The 16,988-nt window shown below is 30.5% G+C and carries 15 protein-coding genes; 14 read left to right on the top strand and 1 reads right to left on the bottom strand.

Annotated elements, in window-relative coordinates; translation table 4 throughout:
* Positions 1-43 precede the first annotated feature (43 nt).
* The 13 genes from SCLAR_RS04995 to SCLAR_RS04935 all read left to right on the top strand — a co-directional run bounded on the left by SCLAR_RS04995 (position 44) and on the right by SCLAR_RS04935 (position 15,818).
* The gene (locus SCLAR_RS04995; RefSeq protein WP_100254835.1) at positions 44-2,284 is read left to right on the top strand and encodes a DUF2779 domain-containing protein; all 2,241 of its coding nucleotides are present in this window, start codon (positions 44-46) and stop codon (positions 2,282-2,284) included.
* On the top strand, positions 2,272-3,240 hold the full coding sequence (gene fmt, locus SCLAR_RS04990) for a methionyl-tRNA formyltransferase (RefSeq protein WP_100254834.1): 969 nt from the start codon (positions 2,272-2,274) through the stop codon (positions 3,238-3,240). The genes SCLAR_RS04995 and fmt overlap by 13 nt, the downstream gene beginning before the upstream one ends.
* A 49-nt stretch (positions 3,241-3,289) precedes the next feature.
* Entirely contained in the window at positions 3,290-3,850 is a 561-nt protein-coding gene (efp, locus tag SCLAR_RS04985; protein WP_100254833.1) for an elongation factor P, read from the top strand.
* Between the two features lie 32 nt (positions 3,851-3,882).
* Positions 3,883-4,176 (top strand): hypothetical protein, encoded by a 294-nt coding sequence (locus tag SCLAR_RS04980; protein ID WP_100254832.1) that lies wholly within the window; start codon positions 3,883-3,885, stop codon positions 4,174-4,176.
* Positions 4,177-4,312: 136 nt separating this feature from the next.
* Positions 4,313-6,097 carry a hypothetical protein gene (locus SCLAR_RS04975; RefSeq protein WP_100254831.1) on the top strand — a complete coding sequence of 595 codons (1,785 nt, stop codon included), beginning with the start codon at positions 4,313-4,315 and terminating at the stop codon, positions 6,095-6,097.
* Positions 6,098-6,171: 74 nt separating this feature from the next.
* A complete protein-coding gene (locus SCLAR_RS04970) occupies positions 6,172-7,359 on the top strand; it encodes a hypothetical protein (RefSeq protein WP_100254830.1) in 1,188 nt (395 codons plus the stop codon).
* A 29-nt stretch (positions 7,360-7,388) separates the two neighbouring features.
* Positions 7,389-8,342, top strand: a complete 954-nt coding sequence (locus SCLAR_RS04965) for a hypothetical protein (RefSeq protein ID WP_100254829.1) — start codon at positions 7,389-7,391, stop codon at positions 8,340-8,342.
* A 253-nt stretch (positions 8,343-8,595) separates the two neighbouring features.
* Positions 8,596-9,111 carry a hypothetical protein gene (locus SCLAR_RS04960; protein WP_157795160.1) on the top strand — a complete coding sequence of 172 codons (516 nt, stop codon included), beginning with the start codon at positions 8,596-8,598 and terminating at the stop codon, positions 9,109-9,111.
* Positions 9,112-9,164: 53 nt separating this feature from the next.
* Positions 9,165-10,448 (top strand): trigger factor, encoded by a 1,284-nt coding sequence (tig, locus tag SCLAR_RS04955; protein WP_100254827.1) that lies wholly within the window; start codon positions 9,165-9,167, stop codon positions 10,446-10,448.
* Positions 10,449-10,715: 267 nt separating this feature from the next.
* The gene (gene lon, locus SCLAR_RS04950) at positions 10,716-13,103 is read left to right on the top strand and encodes an endopeptidase La (RefSeq protein ID WP_100254826.1); all 2,388 of its coding nucleotides are present in this window, start codon (positions 10,716-10,718) and stop codon (positions 13,101-13,103) included.
* 73 nt (positions 13,104-13,176) lie between these two features.
* Complete coding sequence (locus tag SCLAR_RS04945; protein ID WP_100254825.1) at positions 13,177-14,421, top strand: replication-associated recombination protein A; 1,245 nt, start codon at positions 13,177-13,179, stop codon at positions 14,419-14,421.
* Entirely contained in the window at positions 14,421-15,194 is a 774-nt protein-coding gene (locus SCLAR_RS04940; RefSeq protein ID WP_100254824.1) for a hypothetical protein, read from the top strand. Before SCLAR_RS04945 ends, SCLAR_RS04940 begins: the two co-directional genes overlap by 1 nt.
* A gap of 111 nt (positions 15,195-15,305) precedes the next feature.
* Positions 15,306-15,818 carry a hypothetical protein gene (locus SCLAR_RS04935; protein ID WP_100254823.1) on the top strand — a complete coding sequence of 171 codons (513 nt, stop codon included), beginning with the start codon at positions 15,306-15,308 and terminating at the stop codon, positions 15,816-15,818.
* Positions 15,819-15,883: 65 nt separating this feature from the next.
* Here the strand turns inward: SCLAR_RS04935 and SCLAR_RS04930 are convergent, their stop codons facing one another.
* On the bottom strand, positions 15,884-16,312 hold the full coding sequence (locus tag SCLAR_RS04930; RefSeq protein WP_100254822.1) for a hypothetical protein: 429 nt from the start codon (positions 16,310-16,312) through the stop codon (positions 15,884-15,886).
* 66 nt (positions 16,313-16,378) lie between these two features.
* Here SCLAR_RS04930 and SCLAR_RS04925 point away from each other — a divergent pair, with 66 nt between their 5' ends.
* Positions 16,379-16,954, top strand: a complete 576-nt coding sequence (locus SCLAR_RS04925) for a DJ-1 family glyoxalase III (RefSeq protein ID WP_100254821.1) — start codon at positions 16,379-16,381, stop codon at positions 16,952-16,954.
* The last annotated feature ends 34 nt before the right edge of the window (positions 16,955-16,988 follow it).

Raw genomic sequence — 16,988 nt, 5'->3', positions numbered from 1 at the left:
AATATGTTTTTTTATTTATAATAACAAGTAGTATTCGAGGTGAATGATGAAAGATTTAGTCTTAACTAATAAGGTGTCAAAAGAAGATTTCAAAAGATATTTTGTCAAGTGTCCAAAAGAGGCTTGGATATTTTATAGTCTTCAAAATTTTAAAACTGCTTTAAAATTAAAAACCAATGTTAATTTAAGAGCAGTTTGAAAAGATGCTTTAATCAAGAAAAAAATCAAACATCATAATGACACTGTGCGATTAACAACAAGACGAACATGACAAAACAATTTACAAATTAAGCATCACTTTCAAAGAATTGAAACACATCTGAAAGTAGTTTTTGATAGTGCTGAGGATTTTGATACAAGTACTGGGTTTGATCCATTTGCAATTTATGAAAGACTATTAACTGCAGCTGATTTAACTCCAGAAGAACAAATGCAAAAAGAAGTGCTGCAAACTCAGTTTGCCAATATTGATGGTTTAGATATGCACAATGTTGATGCTGAAACTATTGTTGACGGAAACTTGGTTGGTAGTGAGGCCAGGGCATATTTACGTTCTCAATTGAAGTTAGAAAACAATTTAAATAAAACAGATTTTGGTTGATTTTCATTTGAAAGTTTACCTTACTATGAAGCTTTAGAAAAAACCCAAAAAATTTTAGAACAAAAAAAATATAAGCTCCTATTTGAACCAACCTTTGAATATCAAGCAGGTAAAATGAGGGTCAAATGTGATGCTTTAATTAATTATGGCAATAAACAAGTTGAAATCATTGAGGTTAAGGCCTCAAGTCACCACAAACCCGAACATTTTTATGACCTAATGTACCAATGATATGTGCTGACAAAGCTTGGTTATAATGTAATTAAGACTTCATTGTGCTTGATCAATCCTGATTATTATCGCGGAATGGGCATCCTTGATGCTGATGATATTAATTTTAATTCTGACTTTGAAGAAATTGACTTTCAAACTGAGATTTATGAACCATTTTTAGAAAAAGAATTTGCAAGCACCAGCAAACCTGGAATACCTGATGATATTGCTATTAATTCACTTTTTTATGTGAGTGAGTGTTATATGGGTTCTAAAACCAAACATATAAATTTTGTTGAAATGTTTAAAAACATTAACAAAACCATTAACTTAGATTTAATTATCAATAAAATGCAATTAGAATTAAATAACATTGAGACCTTATTGCAACCAATTTGCCCCAAATATAAATTTGATTACAAAAATGAAAATCTCAAATTTGATCAAGTTGTTTGTCAAACAGTGGTCAGACATTATGAAAAAACTCGTCCAAATCTTTTTCAATTAACACGTTTCAAAAAAGATGCAGCTGAAATCTATTACAACACTGGTTTGGTGTATTTGACAGATGTTTATGAGAAAATTGACTTTGATGATTTTTATAAACCAAATGGTAAACTTTATTTCAATGAGAATTCACAAAGAATTGTCAAGGTCACAGTCAATTATGAGCAAAATAATCATCAAAAAAATCCAACTGACATTGTAAAAATGTCAAAAATGAAAGATATTTTAGAATTACTTAAAGATTATTATAAATTCCCTGTTTACATGTATGATTTTGAAACAGCAAAATGAGCAATTCCAAATTTTAATCGCTCAAAAACATATCAACAGATTCCATTTCAATACTCAATCCACGTCTTAACTGATGAAAATTATGATTTTAATCACCCCAATGAAACTATGAAGCATTTCAATTTCATTGCTAATGAATTAATAGATCCACGAGTTGATTTCATTCAAAATTTTATCAAAGATAGTTTTAGTTGTGGACCTGGGGTTTATGTGGCATATAATGTGGCTTTTGAGAAAATGGTTTTAAAACAGTTGATGTGACAATTTCCTGAGTATTATAAACCTTTAAAATGAATTTATCAAAACACAATTGATTTAATGAGTTTTTTTAATCTAAAAGAAAACAACTGACTAATTTATGACCCAGAGTTTTGTGGGAGTTACTCAATTAAAAAAACTCAACCAGCACTTGATTCAACTTTAAGTTATCAAGACCTAAAAATTAACAAAGGTGATAAAGCTAGTGCAACCTTTAGGCAATTTATGGATAAAGTTATTGCTCCTGAAATTTGGACCAATATTATTAGAGAAGACATGTTAAAATATTGTGATCGAGATACTTTGGCTATGGTTGTGGTACTGCAAAGTGTAGTAAAATTAATAAAAGAAGTTAAACCTGATTTTAAAGAAACAGTAGAAAGACTTAATGGTGAAGAAGAATGTATAAAGTAATATTTTGTGGTACACCCCAAATTGCAGTAGAGATTTTACAAGCACTTGAACAATTAGATTTAAAAATTGTTGGGGTAATTAGTCAACCAGATCGAATTCAAGGCAGAAAAAAACAAATAGTTCCAACTCCAGTTAAAGTATATGCAGAGCAACAAGGATATCAAGTTTTTCAACCAGAAAAAGTTGGTGCAATTTATGATGAACTTGCAGCATTAAAACCAGATTTTTTAATTACTTGTGCTTTTGGGCAGTTTATCCCTGAAAAAGTTTTAAATTTATTTGAAAATGCTATTAATGTTCATGCCTCATTATTACCAAAATATCGTGGAGGTAGTCCTATCCAATATGCAATTAAAAATGGTGATGCCAAAACTGGTATTTCATTAATGAAAATGGTTAAAAAAATGGATGCTGGTGAAGTCTATGCACAAGAAGAAATTGCAATTGCTCCAAGTGATGATGCAGGAAGTTTATTTGAAAAATTAGGTAAACTTGGACAAAGTATGCTAGCAAAATACTTGTTAGCAATTTTTCAAAAAACAATTGTGGGAACTCCCCAAGATGAAACCAAAGTTTCCTTTGCTTATAATTTAACCAATGACCAAGAGGTTATTAATTGAGAGCAAGATTCTACAAGTGTTGTTAACTTTATTAGATGTTTAAGCCCTAAACCAGTGGCTTACACATATTTATTTGAAGAAAGAATTAAAATAAAACAAGCCAGAGTGGTTAGTAGTGATGAAAAGGTTAGTGCTTTAAATATTACTTCAAGTCCTGGAATGATTATAAATGTTGATAAAGAGGGAATCACAGTCAAAGTTAAGGATGGTTACATCAAAATTTTAGAACTACAAAGAGCTGGTAAAAGTATGACAAGTGCTGGAAGTTTTGATTTTCCAAATTCACCTTTTCGCATCACTTGAATGTTTTGTGAAAAACCATATAAAAAGGTCTAATTTTGTTATAATATTCATAGAACTTAATCAATATTAAAGGAGAAAACTTATGTTAGTAAACGATTTAAGACCTGGTAGTACCTTCTTATATGATGGAAACATTTTTGTGGTACTAGAAAATTCATTTTCTAAATCAGGTCGTCAACAAGGTAAAGTTACAGTTAAAGTAAAAAACCTAAGAACTGGTGCTCGTGTGGAGATGACCTTTACTGGTGGAGATAAAGTGGATAAAGCCATGATTGAAAAAAAAGACATGCAATATTTATACAATGATGGTGAAAATTGTGTCTTTATGAACACTGAAACTTATGACCAAATTGAAATTCCAGTTAATAAACTTGATTGAGAATTAAAATTTATAACTGATGGAATTATGGTTAAAGTCACTGAATATGATAGTGAAATTTTAGGTATTAGTATTCCTGAAAAAATGGAATTAGCAATCAGAGAAGCAGAACCCGCAGTTAAAGGCGATACAACTAGTGGGGCTCAAAAACGTGCTATTTTAGAGACTGGATTAGAAATAATGGTGCCACTTTTCATTAAAGAAGGTGACAAGGTAATTATCAACACAAATGATGGTAAATACTTTGGGAGAGCTAATAGTTAAACAATTATTTATCTAATAAAGGGGTTGAGAAAATGTATATTTTATTAGAAAGAAATGCTCGTGGTAATTTAGAGGTTGACCAACGTATTCTTAATAAAGTTATTGAATTTGTTGTTATGAATAATGTGAGAGATTTAGAGAAATTCGAAATCGAAACTAATTTACTTCATGATGATCATTTATTTGTTTTGGTAAAACTTTTTGCCAACATCCACAAGAAATTAGAAATTGATGAGTTAAAATTAAATAACTCAATTGTTTTTGCAATTGAAAATGCAATTGGGCTTAAGCCTAAAAATATTGCTTTTGTTTATATTAAAAATTAAGAAAATATGTCAAACAAAACTTAGTTTTGTTTTTTTTATCTAGAAATTACATATGATTATAACATAGGTATGCAAAAAAGTGAAAAATAGTGTATAATATTTATAAATTAAAATAAATTTTTTAGGAGGTAGAACTATGGCTTCGGGAAAAAAAGCAACCACAGTAACAAAAAATTCAAGTGAATCTACAAGTGAAAAAGGGTATGTGTGACAACATTTCACCCCAAAATCACTAGCCTTGGTGCATAAATATAATTTACAAAATGATGAAAACTACAAAAAGTTGCTTTCATCATATGACCGCATTGAATCACTTCCAGATAGTGATTCAAGAAAAATTAATTTAGTAGAATTATGAGAAGTTGAATTTAACAGACTGTTTAAACATTTTTGAAAAAACTACTCATCTGAATCTAAAAAAATTGACAAAGGAATCAGTGGTTGAAAAGATAGACTTGATGTCAGACAAGAACCAACAACCCCTGATGCTAAACGTCAAGTTTTTATGTCTAGACTTTCAACATCTCAATCAAGTAACCGTAATACAAGAGAAGAAATTTTAAATCGTGCAGGTTACAAAACAGATATTGATGTTGAGCAATTTAATTTCACAGCCCAACCAAAAACTGGTAAAAATATAATGGAAATTGAAAATTTATTAAATGATGCTGAAAGCAATGGTCTTGGAATGCCAGAAAGTATCTTGTCAAATAAAGCTAGCACTGACACTTCATCAACACTTAGATATAATGAAGTACCTGAAACTGATAATTTAACTAGCAGTCCAGTACCTGATCCAAGTTTAGAGGATTTTGTCAATGACACTGATTCATTTGTCAGAGAGGCTGCAACCTTGACAGACACTACACCAAAACATGGTTTTGTGATTGATGAAGATATGACTCGTGAAGAGTTCAACACAGTGAACAACATTGATTTTGATGAAGCAGAAATTGAACAAGTGCCAACCTCAGAATTAGCTGAACCAGAAGTAACTTTGGGAATTGATTTTTTCCAATCAGCTTTAAATCCTGAAGCACAAACCACAGAATACCAATATGTTAATTCACCAATTAACAAATATATGTATGAAGGTGATTTAGGAATTGATCCAAGCAAACGAAACATTCACTCAAAAGAAGGTTTTGAAATTACCACAAATCCAGACAAAATGCCTGCAGTGGGGCAAGCATTTGAAAGTGAAGTTTCAGTTGGTTCAAAACCTTATCATGAAATTAAACCAATTGGGAACTACCAAGTTTCTGTTGATTTAAGCAAACGACCAGCAATGCAAGAAATTTTAGATAATAATCAACAAGAAATTAAAACTCTTGATGAAATGACTGAAAAAATTGAATTCTTAAGAGAATTAAGAAATGAACGTCGCCACCGTATTACTATGATGAAGTTAGAAAGATCTAATAGTTACATTGTGGCTCGTGCACGAAGAATGGCTGAGGCTAGGGAACTAAATCGTGCTAAAAAACGTGAAGATATTAACTTAAAAGCTATTGAAAAAGCAGATCGTTTAAGAAGATTGCATGAACGTCAAAGATTAATTGAATTAATGAAAGAACGTCAAATTAAAAGGGCAGAAGAAAAACGTGTGGCATCAGTCTTACGTTTAGAAAGGCAAAGACGTTTTGAAAGAGATGCAAAATACAGATCAGAAATTGCTTCAATTGATGCACAGATAAGACATGAACAAGAAATGATCAAGAGAACTGAATTGAAAATGAAAGCCTACTTTACCAAAGCAAATGATGACCGAGTTTTTGATGAATCACTAGTTGCTGCTAAAAAAACTTATAAATTTATTGAGTTAGAAAAGAGAGCAGAAACAGTGGCAAAAATTGAAAATGAGAAACGTAAGAATAGAATTGAAAAAATTAGTAGAAAATTCACAAAAAATATAAAATAATCAAATGATGGGCAAGTTTGAGTTAACTAGTCCATTTTTTGCTAAAATTATCTGAATATATGGAGGAATATGACATGGGAACAATTAAAAAAACTTCGAAGGATTTTAAATTAATTTCAAACATAACCAAGGCTAGGATTAAAGGCCTAATTGAAAAACGTTTAACAACTCAAACAATTGCATTATTTGCTCAAGAATATGAATCATATGATGCTGCTGTACGCTTAGAAATTTTAGAATACATTTTCTTTTTACTAGAAAATGAAGAAGAACAACTAAATGCCCAAGCAGTTAAAGCAGATGATGTGAGAAACAAAATTTTGATGGATCGCCGCAAAATGGAGTTTAATGAAAAAAAATCAAATGTTTTAAAAATTCAACAAATTTTAGTAGAAAATACTGATACTAAAAAAATAAATCTCGGTGCTACAAAAGCAAATCGAGTAAAGTTTGAAAATACTGAAAAAAGACTTGAATTAGGAACACCAGTTGCTATGGTAAATAAATCAACAACTTCAGGTACTAAAAAACCAAAAGTAGTTAAAGAGAAAGAAACAAATTTTACTAAAATGATAAAAGAAGCAGAAGAAAGAGAAAGACAAGCAATTAAAGAGGCACAAAAAAAAGAAGCTGAAGCAAAAGCATTAAAAGCTCAACTTGCCAAACAAAAAGCTGCTGAAGCAAAAGCGCTAAAAGAAGCTAAGGCAAAAAAACAAGCAGAACTTGCTGCTAAAAAAGCAGCCTCAGCTAAGGCAAAAAGTGATGCCAAAGAAAATGCCAAAACTAAAGCAAAAGCTCAAGATAAAGACATTAAAATTACTGCAGTTGATCGAGATTATGAAAAAGAACAAAGAGAAAAAGAACGTTTATGATTGGAATTATATGGTAAAACAAGAACTGAATCATTAGTTGAAAGAGACCAAAAGAAAGCATCTGAATTCAAACCAACAGGAGAAGATGACAAACGCCCATCAATGCAGTTTGAAATTGATCCAACTGATTTTAGAATTGGCAATGATATTTATTTGGTTGAAGAACTTACAAATCCAAAAAACCGTTGCTATTCATTTTGAAATACAATTAAAGCAAAATATGGGGTTCCAAGTATTTATGTTTTAATTCATGAAAAACCTCAAGGGGTTTTGAAAAAAGTTAATAGACAAAGAAAAAAATATGAAAAAAAATTGAGAAGAAAAGGTGGAACAACACCAAAAGCTGAAACAATTAAAAAAATGGCTAATGCTAAAAATGAAGCAAAGTAAGATAGTTTTATAAAAGGAGGTCCTCTTAAATGACTAATCAAATCCTTATATTTATTGCTAGTTTTAGTGGCTTTTTAGCAGTAGTTCTTATATTAATTTGAGTACTTGTTTTGATTATTAAGAAAAAACAGCAAAAAAGAAAAGCTAGTTTTGCAATTGCTGGGATTACTTCTGAAAATAACAGCACAAAGAAGGCAAAATGGTGAATTTCTGCAGCTGGAGAGCTTGAAAAACTTTGAATGAATGGTCAAGTTGATGATTACCAAATGAGATTCTTTGGTTATCAAGAAAATTTTGCAATTGGTTTTTTCCACTCTAACTTTGTCAATACAAATAAGTTTATTTTTGACAAAACAAGCTATGCTAGTAGCAAGCAAATTATGGCAAATTTAAAAAAATACAATAACATTTTGGAGAACTTATGATGAAATAAGTATAAAAAAATCGCTCAGACTTGTTATGCTAAGATTTTTAAGTTAACAAATGAACCTGAATACTTTTTTTACAAATACTTTTTCATTTTTGTGCGAGAAATGCGCAATATTCTTTCCCATTATGGTTTAAATTATATTTTCCCATATACAATTGCTGCAGTTTTAGATGAAGAGCAAAAATCACTTTATAAAATTGAACCAAATCAAGAATTTGAGACCTTAATTAATAATGCTTTTAAACTAGCTTTTGATGAGGTGGCAGAACTTTACCAAGCTGTTTTAAAATCTGGTATGGCTGAAATTGCAAGTAAAGGTAAAGACTGAAAAATTGATGCAGTTAGTCGTCAAGAATATATGAAAATGTTTATTTATGATGATTTTTTAAAAAAACTCTTTTTAAGACAAAAATATGAATATTTAATTAAGAAAATGAATGTTAAAAAGTTAAAAAATAATCATCAGGTCTTGTCAATATTACAAAAAAAATTAAAAAACATGGAAGAGATTGATGAAGCAAGTCTTCACAATTTAATTCAACAAAGTCAATAATGATCATTAATGCTTTTTGGCATTTTTTTTATTAGGCTATCTATTAGATAATTGGGTCATTTTTTGTTTTACTACATCTTTTTGATTTATAATAGATTCATAACTCACTAATGAAAACTAGAAAGAAGGCAAACACATGTGTTGTAGTTGTGAAACTCCTAATCGTCAAAACTGTTCTTGTGCAATTTATAAAACAATTTGTTTAGAACAAAGTTGCTGTTGGTGCTGTTTTTTTCACTTGTGAAGCAAAGAATTGGCAAAATATGATTTTTATAATGCAATGTTTAGTGCTATTTTTGAGCTATTTAAAACAGAAAAACATTTGCGAGTATTGAAAAAGATTATAAAAAAAATTAATAGTGATTTAATTGAGAGTCGATATAATTTTAAAAAGCTACAAAGTGTTGACTTTACAGTAGAACTAAATGATCCAAACACTAGTGAACCTGATTTATTTGAAGCAATTGAACAAAACTTGATCTATAAAATTCGTCACCAAACTAATGAATGGCAACTAATTTTAGAATTAGGTTTAGTACTGTTAGATTTACAAAAAACTTACTTTACAAGATCTTTGTATGAAAATTTGGTGCAATTAACAAAAAGTATTTCTGAAAGTTTGTACCAAATTACTAGATTGTTTATCACTGTAACCCGAACAGAGTATAATCTCAGTCTACATACTTCCACAAAAGAGAAGATTTTAGACCTGGAAGCTAATTTATCTGTATTTGAAGACAAGTTAGCAAACAAATTGCAAAAAAACTAAGTTTATTTTGCTATAATAAGAATTGTATGAAATATATAGGAGGCAAATATTAAATGAAATTTAATGCTAAGAAATTAACTCAAAAAGGTCAAGGAGTTTGAACAGTTGAAATTAATGGCGATGATTGAAAAAATGCTATTAAAAAAGGAAAAAGTAAGGTTGCCGCAGATATTGAAATCCCTGGATTTAGAAAGGGTAAAGTTCCAAAAGCAAAAGTTGAACAATTTCTAACCCCGGCCAAATACTTAAAAGCAGCAATCCAAGTGATTTTAGAAGATGCTTGAGAATTTGCAAGTGCTCAAAAGTCAGAAATTCAACCATTTACTTCACCAGTGCCAACCCCAGTAAAAATAAGTGAAGAGTCATGTACAATTGACTTTGTCTTTGATTTAAAACCAGAAATTGAAATTGGTAAATACACAGGAATTAAAGCAAAAGAATTGGTAAAACAAACTTTTGAAGCAACTGCTGAAGAAATTGATGGAGCAATTGAACAGTACCAATCTCGTTTTGCACTAGAAAAAGATAAAGAAGACCTAACAGTAGCAGTTGGTGATGTTGTTGTCTTTGACTTTGAAGGATTTATTGATGACAAGCCCTTTAAAGGTGGAAAAGGTTTAGACTTTAGATTAGTAATTGGTTCAAAACAAATGATTCCAGGTTTTGAAGATGCTATGATTGGTAAAAAAATTGGAGAATCAACAATTGCTGTGACTTTCCCAGAAGATTACACTCCTGAATTAAGTGGTAAGAAAGCTAAATTTATTTTAGATATTAAAACAATTAAACAAAGAGAATTACCTGCCAAAGATGATGAATTGGCAAAAGATTTAAATCTGCCTAACATCAACACTTACAAAGAATTAGTTGACTTTGTAACATCTGAAATTATTAAGCAAAAAACTACTAACCTAAAAAATCAATTTGTTAACCAAGTAATTGACATAATTATTGCAAATTCAAAAATTGAATTACCAAAAATTGCTATTGATAAAGAAGTTGAGAATTTATATAAAGAATTTGAAGCCCGAGTAGCTTCACAAAAATTAACTATGAAAGATTACAAAAAACAAACTGGTTTAACAGATGCAGCCATTAAAGAGGAATTAGTGGATGATGCAAAACGTCGTATTTCAAGTCACTTAGTAACTGATAAAGTTAGAAATAATGAGAAATTTGAATTTACTCCTGAAGAAGTTGCAGCAAAATATGAAGTGTTGGCAAAACAATTTGGTGTTGAAGCTGAAATGATTAAAGGATTTTTACCTGAAGATCAAGTTAAAGAAGATCTAATTAAAGAAAAAATCATTGATTTCTTGTACCAAAACAATGGTTAGATTTTAATACAAACCCCTGGGTTTGTATTTTTATTACTTTGTTGAATTTGCCTTTATAATTATAGAAATTAACAATTTTTAATAAAAACTTAGAATTTGGACTCAAGTTTTGCTAAAATCATTTTAATTAATAAAATTTACCAATTGCATTTGAGCCCCTAAATATAAGGGTTTAACACTTATTTTTTTAAAATTTTTAGCACTTAGCACTTGAAAGTGCTAAAAAATATGGTATTATAATCTTGTACCAACAGGAGGGGGATTATTATGAGCACACAAAATAGGTTACCAGTGCTTGTTACAAGGGGAAGTTATATTTTTCCTACTTTTGAACAAGTGCTTGAAATCGGGCGTGAAAAAACAACTACTGCAGTAAAAGAGGCAGTAGAAAAGAATGAGGGTTTGGTGCTAATTGTTTCTCAAAAAAAACCATTAGATGATGAACCAGACATTAAAGAATTATTTAACTTTGGGGTTTTAGCTAAAGTTAATGTAAAAAAAGAATGAAAAGACGGTACTTTAACTGTAAACATCAATTCACTTGAAAGAGCAGAACTTAAAAATTTTGAATTAGGGGAATTTTATTCAGCAGAATATACTGAAAAAAAACCTAATGAAAAAAACAATAAGGAAAACTTGACAAAAGTTACAAAACTGATGAAGGCTATGATTACTAGTCAAGATGAATTTCCATCAGAAATGGATTCAATTTTAAAAGATTGAAAGGTAGAAGGTAATGCTAGTGTCTTAGTTGATAATGCAGCTACTTTAATGCCATTTATGCCAATTGATAAAAAACAAGCAATTTTAGAGGAGTTAGATCCAGTTAAAAGAATTGCAATTATCAATGATTTCTTAGATGAAAAAAGACAATCAGCAGATATAGAATCATCAATTAGTAAGAAAATTAAATCAAGAGTAGATGAACAACAAAGAGAGTACTATTTAAGAGAAAAATTAAAAGCCATTAAAGAAGAATTGGGAGATCTTGATGGTGAAGGCGACGATATTAAAAAATACAAAAAACGTTTAGAAATTGAACCATTCCCAGAAAACATCAAAAAACGTATTTTACAAGAAATTGAAAGATATGAAACTATGCCTTCTGCATCATCAGAAGCAAACATCATTAGAACATATATTGATTGAATGATGGACACACCATGATGAAAAAAAACAGAAGAGAAAACCAATTTAACTTATGCTAGAAAAGTGTTAGATGAACATCACTATGGTCTAGACAAAGTTAAAGAAAGAATTATTGAGTATCTTGCTGTAAAACAAAATACCAACAAAATTAAAGGTCAAATTATTACTTTAGTTGGGCCTCCAGGAGTTGGGAAAACTTCATTGGCAAAATCAATTTCTGAGGCAATGGGGAGAGAATTTGTAAAAATTTCTCTTGGTGGAATTCGCGATGAAGCAGAAATTAGAGGACACAGAAAAACTTATGTTGGAGCAATGCCAGGACGTATAATTCAAGGTATGAAAAAAGTTGGAGTTACCAACCCAGTGTTCCTACTTGATGAAATTGACAAAATGGCTAGTGATTACAAAGGTGATCCAGCATCTGCAATGTTAGAAGTATTAGACCCAGAGCAAAACTCAAAATTCTCAGATCACTACTTAGAAGAGGAATATGATTTAAGCAATGTTGTGTTTATTGCAACTGCAAACTACCCAGACAATATTCCTGAAGCATTGTATGACAGAATGGAAATCATTGAATTATCAAGTTATACAGAAATTGAGAAATTAAAAATTGCTCAAGAATATCTTGTACCAAAAGTTCTAAAAGAACATGAAGTGGATGCTAAAAACTTAGTCTTTACAAGTCAAGGGTTAGAAGAAATTATTAAATTCTATACTCGTGAAGCCGGAGTCCGTCAACTTGAACGTTGAATTGCTTCAATCACAAGAAAATTCATTGTTAAATTATTAAACAAAGAAATTGAAAAACTTGAAGTTACACCAAAAGTAGTTAATGAATTGTTGAAAAAACGTATTTTTGAACATACTGAAAAAGAAAAAGAAGAACTACAAGTTGGAGTTGTCACTGGTTTAGCCTACACTCAATTTGGTGGTGATATTTTACCAATTGAGGTAACTCATTTCCCAGGTAAAGGTGGTTTAATCCTAACTGGAAAACTTGGTGATGTTATGAAAGAATCTGCAACAATTGCTTATGACTTTGTAAAATCAAACTACAAAGGTTTTGGAATTCCAAAAGAAGTGTTTACAGAAAATGACATCCATATCCATGTGCCAGAAGGAGCTGTACCAAAAGATGGCCCAAGTGCTGGAATTACAATTGCCACTGCAATTGTGTCAGCTCTAACCAATAAACCAGTACCAAAAGACATTGGAATGACTGGAGAGATTACTTTAAGAGGACTTGTCTTCCCAATTGGTGGATTAAGAGAAAAATCAATTTCTGCTCACAGAAGTGGATTGAAAAAAATCTTAATTCCTTGAAAAAACCAAAAAGACATTGATGATATTCCTGAAGAAGTTAGAAATGTTTTAGCAATTGTACCTGTGCAAAAATACTCAGAAGTATTTGAACAAGTCTTTGGTGAAAAACTAAGTGATTTCACAAAGGAGCTACCAATTGCCACAGTTGAAAGTAGTCAAAAAAATAAAAATTTAAACTAAAATAAATGTTAAAATTGGGTGTGAAAGAACCCAATTTTTTATTTACAATTAATTTATAAGAAGGTGAATTGACATGGACTCTTTAAGCTATATACTTAGACCAAAAACCACAACTGACATTATTGGTCAAACCCATTTGTTGAATAAAAATGGGATAATTACTAAAATGATTGCCAAAAAGTTTCCAGTAAACTTGATCTTTTATGGTCCACCTGGAATTGGGAAAACCACCACTGCTATTGCTCTTGCCAATGACTTGCAGTTTGCTTATGCTCAATTTAATGCTGCTAGGGATAAAAAAGAAAAACTTGAAAAAATAGTTGCTCAAAACAAAGAAACAAGAGTTATTTTGATAGTCGATGAAATTCACAGAATGAATCGAAATATTCAAGATTTTTTACTTGAGTTTTTAGAAACCAAGGAGATGATTGTTTTTATTACAACCACTGAAAATCCATATTTTGTCATAAATCCTGCCATTAGATCTCGCTGCACTATTTTACAATTAAAAGAAATCTCAAATGAAGAGATGGCAGCAGGATTAAGTAAAATAATTACTACAGAAAAACTCCCAATTAAAATTGAACCTGATATTTTAGCAAAAATGTGTGCTTTTTCAAGTGGAGATTTAAGGGTTGCTATCAATGCTTTGGAACTTTTAGTTAACTTGTATGCAGACCAAACAATTGATGAGACAATTTTAAAAAATATTTATGATACAGCTTATGCCAAGGGTACTGGAGTTGGTGATGAGCACTATGATTTACTCAGTGCTTTGCAAAAGTCAATTAGAGGAAGTGATGTCAATGCTAGTTTATATTATTGAGCTCGTTTAGTTCAAAATGGAGATTTTGAAACTTTAATGAGAAGAATGACTGTTATAGCTTATGAAGACATAGGTTTGGCAAACCCAGCCATTCCTGTAAGAGTTTTTCAAGCTTGCCAAGCTTTTCGACAAATTGGAATGCCTGAGGGTAGAATAATTTTGGGTTTAGCAATTGTTGAAATGGCACTAAGTGAAAAATCAAATTCAGCTTATCTTGCAACAGATCAAGCTCTGAATGATGTGCAAACTGGTAAGATTTATTCAATTCCAAAACACTTGAAAGACACACATTATCAAAGTGCTGCCAAATTAGGTTCAGGAATTGGTTACTTATACCCTCATGATTTTGAAAATGACTGAGTGGCTCAAACTTACTTACCAAAAGAGTTAAAAAATCAGAACTTTTTTACTTTTAAACCTCATTCAGCCTATGAAAAAAAATTAATGCAATTGTATCTTAAATTCACCGAACAACAAGAAGGGGGAAAATAATGTTAGAAGCAGCAAAAATAAAACAAAATTTAGCTAGCAATGGTTATAATTGGTTACCAAATTATAAGAATATTTTAACTAGTGTTTGAGCCCACATTGAAGTATTTTTTGATGAAGATGAAACAGTTCAATCAGCACTATGAGCTAGTTTTAAAAGAGACACAGAAGATTACATTGGGATTGTGTTTATCACTTCAAAAAGGTGTTTTACTGTTGAATGTGTTGAAAACCAAACTCATGTTAAATATACACCAATTCAAATCTATAACTTAGAAAAAATCCAAGTTCAATTTAGTCAATCAAAGACTGGGTTAAACTATGTATCATTGGTAAGTGACTCATTTGGTAATGGAACAACATTTGCTTGTCCAAGTCAAGAGGTTGTGAACCACTTTATTGATACTCTAAAGGGTAAAACTGGTAGCACAATTGAATTTTTACCTGATTCAGATGACCCACTTTTGGCAGAAAATGAAAAAGAGCAATTGATTGATGAGGATCTTAATAAAGCAACAGTGGTTCCACCTCATAAGTTTCAAAAAAAAGTCGAAGAAATTAAACCAATGAAGGAGTTTGATGGTTGAAGAAAAGAAACACCAGTTGCTAGTGAAAAAGTAGTAGTCATTCAGAAAGTACCAAAAAAAGCAAAGCCCAAAGCAAAAGCAAGGGATGAAGGGTATGGTTCTAAAAGTCATTCACAACTTTGGGTTTTATGACTTTTAATACCAATTATTGCTGTTACAGCAATAATTTGTGTGATTTTTTTATTATAATCAGAAAAATTCATTGACTTTGCATATTTTTTAATATAACCAAGAAATTCCGCTAGTAGTCAGAAGATAAATTATGTTATAATTAATACATATTTTAAGGGAGATGTAACAATGGCTGAAAAAGTATATCAATTAAATTCCGAACAAATTGGTGTAGTTAAATTTGATACACCATGGTTTTTAGTTCATTTTGAAATTGAAGAGGAACCCGAACCATTTCAAATGTTTTTCCCAACAATAGAGTTAGGAATTAAACATTTTGCTCCACATTTTATTGAACGTGTAATTGAACCATGATTAAAACTTGGACCAGAAGGAGAAGCAAAAATTGCTAGGTTACGTGAGTATGTGTTAACAACATGATGAAATCCTGGTGTAGAAACAATGCGTGAAGCAATGTATAAACAATATGGGTTTGCAGAATTTAAAGAAAAATCAGGAAAAGATTTAATCAATGATGGTTATGACTTTTTAGCAGTAACAATAGGACACATTGTTTTACGACATAACAAAATGCACTTCTACTTTGAAGGGTTACATGTTTCTGCTCGAGTGGTTGATAGTTTTTTAGCAGTTAATTTCTGAGATAAAGTTAAAAAAGAGATTTATTCAAGTAGTACTTAATCTGAATCTTTAAAACTAAAGAGTTTTAAAGATTTTTTTAACAAAAAAACTCTTTGAAAAGAGTTTTAATATTTTGCTAATTTTAGTTGGTCATTGATACTGATATTTAAATATTTAATCATATTTTTTGCTAACACAAAGACTTCAACAGCCTTTTCATGAAATTGAGTAAACTTGTTTATTTTAAATTTTGTATAAGTATCAATTACTTGATGATGACGGTTACAAAAAATCAGATCAACCTCTTCTTTTAAACCAAATGAATTAAAACCTTGAGCATTAATGATTCTAAAACCAACATCATAGTTAAATCTATCTTTAAAAACTAAGGTATCAATTTTTTGTTTACTGTTTTTAATTGTATAAATATTGATGTCTTTGATCTGGTTGTTCATTGACAACTGCCTTGGAGCACCATCATCTCTGACTTTGACGTCTTTGTGTTTTGGTTGTGATAACACAAACAGCTCTTTTGTTAATTTAAATAATCCCAAATTTATCACCTAAGTTAATTATAACCGATTTTTTGGTTATAATATATATTGAAAAGAGGTATTTTTATGGCAAAAGTAGCAGTATTTTTAGCAACAGGTTTTGAAGAAACCGAAATGATTAGTGTGGTTGATGTGCTTCGTCGAGCAGAAAAAACCTTTCCTGGGAGTTTTTCAATAGTTGAAATGGTTTCAATTACTGATGTAAAGCAAGTCACAGGTGCACACAATATCACTATTCAAGCTGATAAAACAATGCAAGAAATCAATGTTGCAGATTATGATTGTTTGGTTTTACCTGGAGGTCAACCAGGAGTTGATAACTTAATGAATTGTGAAACATTAATGACAGCACTAACAAATCATGCAAAAGCAGATAAAACCATTGCAGCCATTTGTGCTGCACCCCAAATTTTAGGAAAACTTGGTTTGGTTGATGGAATTGAAGTTACTCATTATCCAGGTTGTGACCAATACTTAGACAAAGCAATTAAAAAACCGCATATGAGTGCAATCAGTGAAGGTAATATTATCACTGGTAGTTCAATCGGAGGAGCGCTATTGTTTGCTCTACAAATTGTAGATCACTTCACTTCAACTGAAGAAATGTTACAACTGCACCAACAATTAGTATTTAACTATTAATTTTTTAGAGGTTCTTAAACATTCAAACTTATTG

It is taken from the genome of Spiroplasma clarkii, assembly GCF_002795265.1.
Taxonomy (GTDB): Bacteria; Bacillota_I; Bacilli_A; order Mycoplasmatales; family Mycoplasmataceae; genus Spiroplasma_A; species Spiroplasma_A clarkii.
The sequence above is the reverse complement of the archived record's forward strand: the minus strand, read 5'-3'. Positions and strand labels throughout refer to the sequence as shown.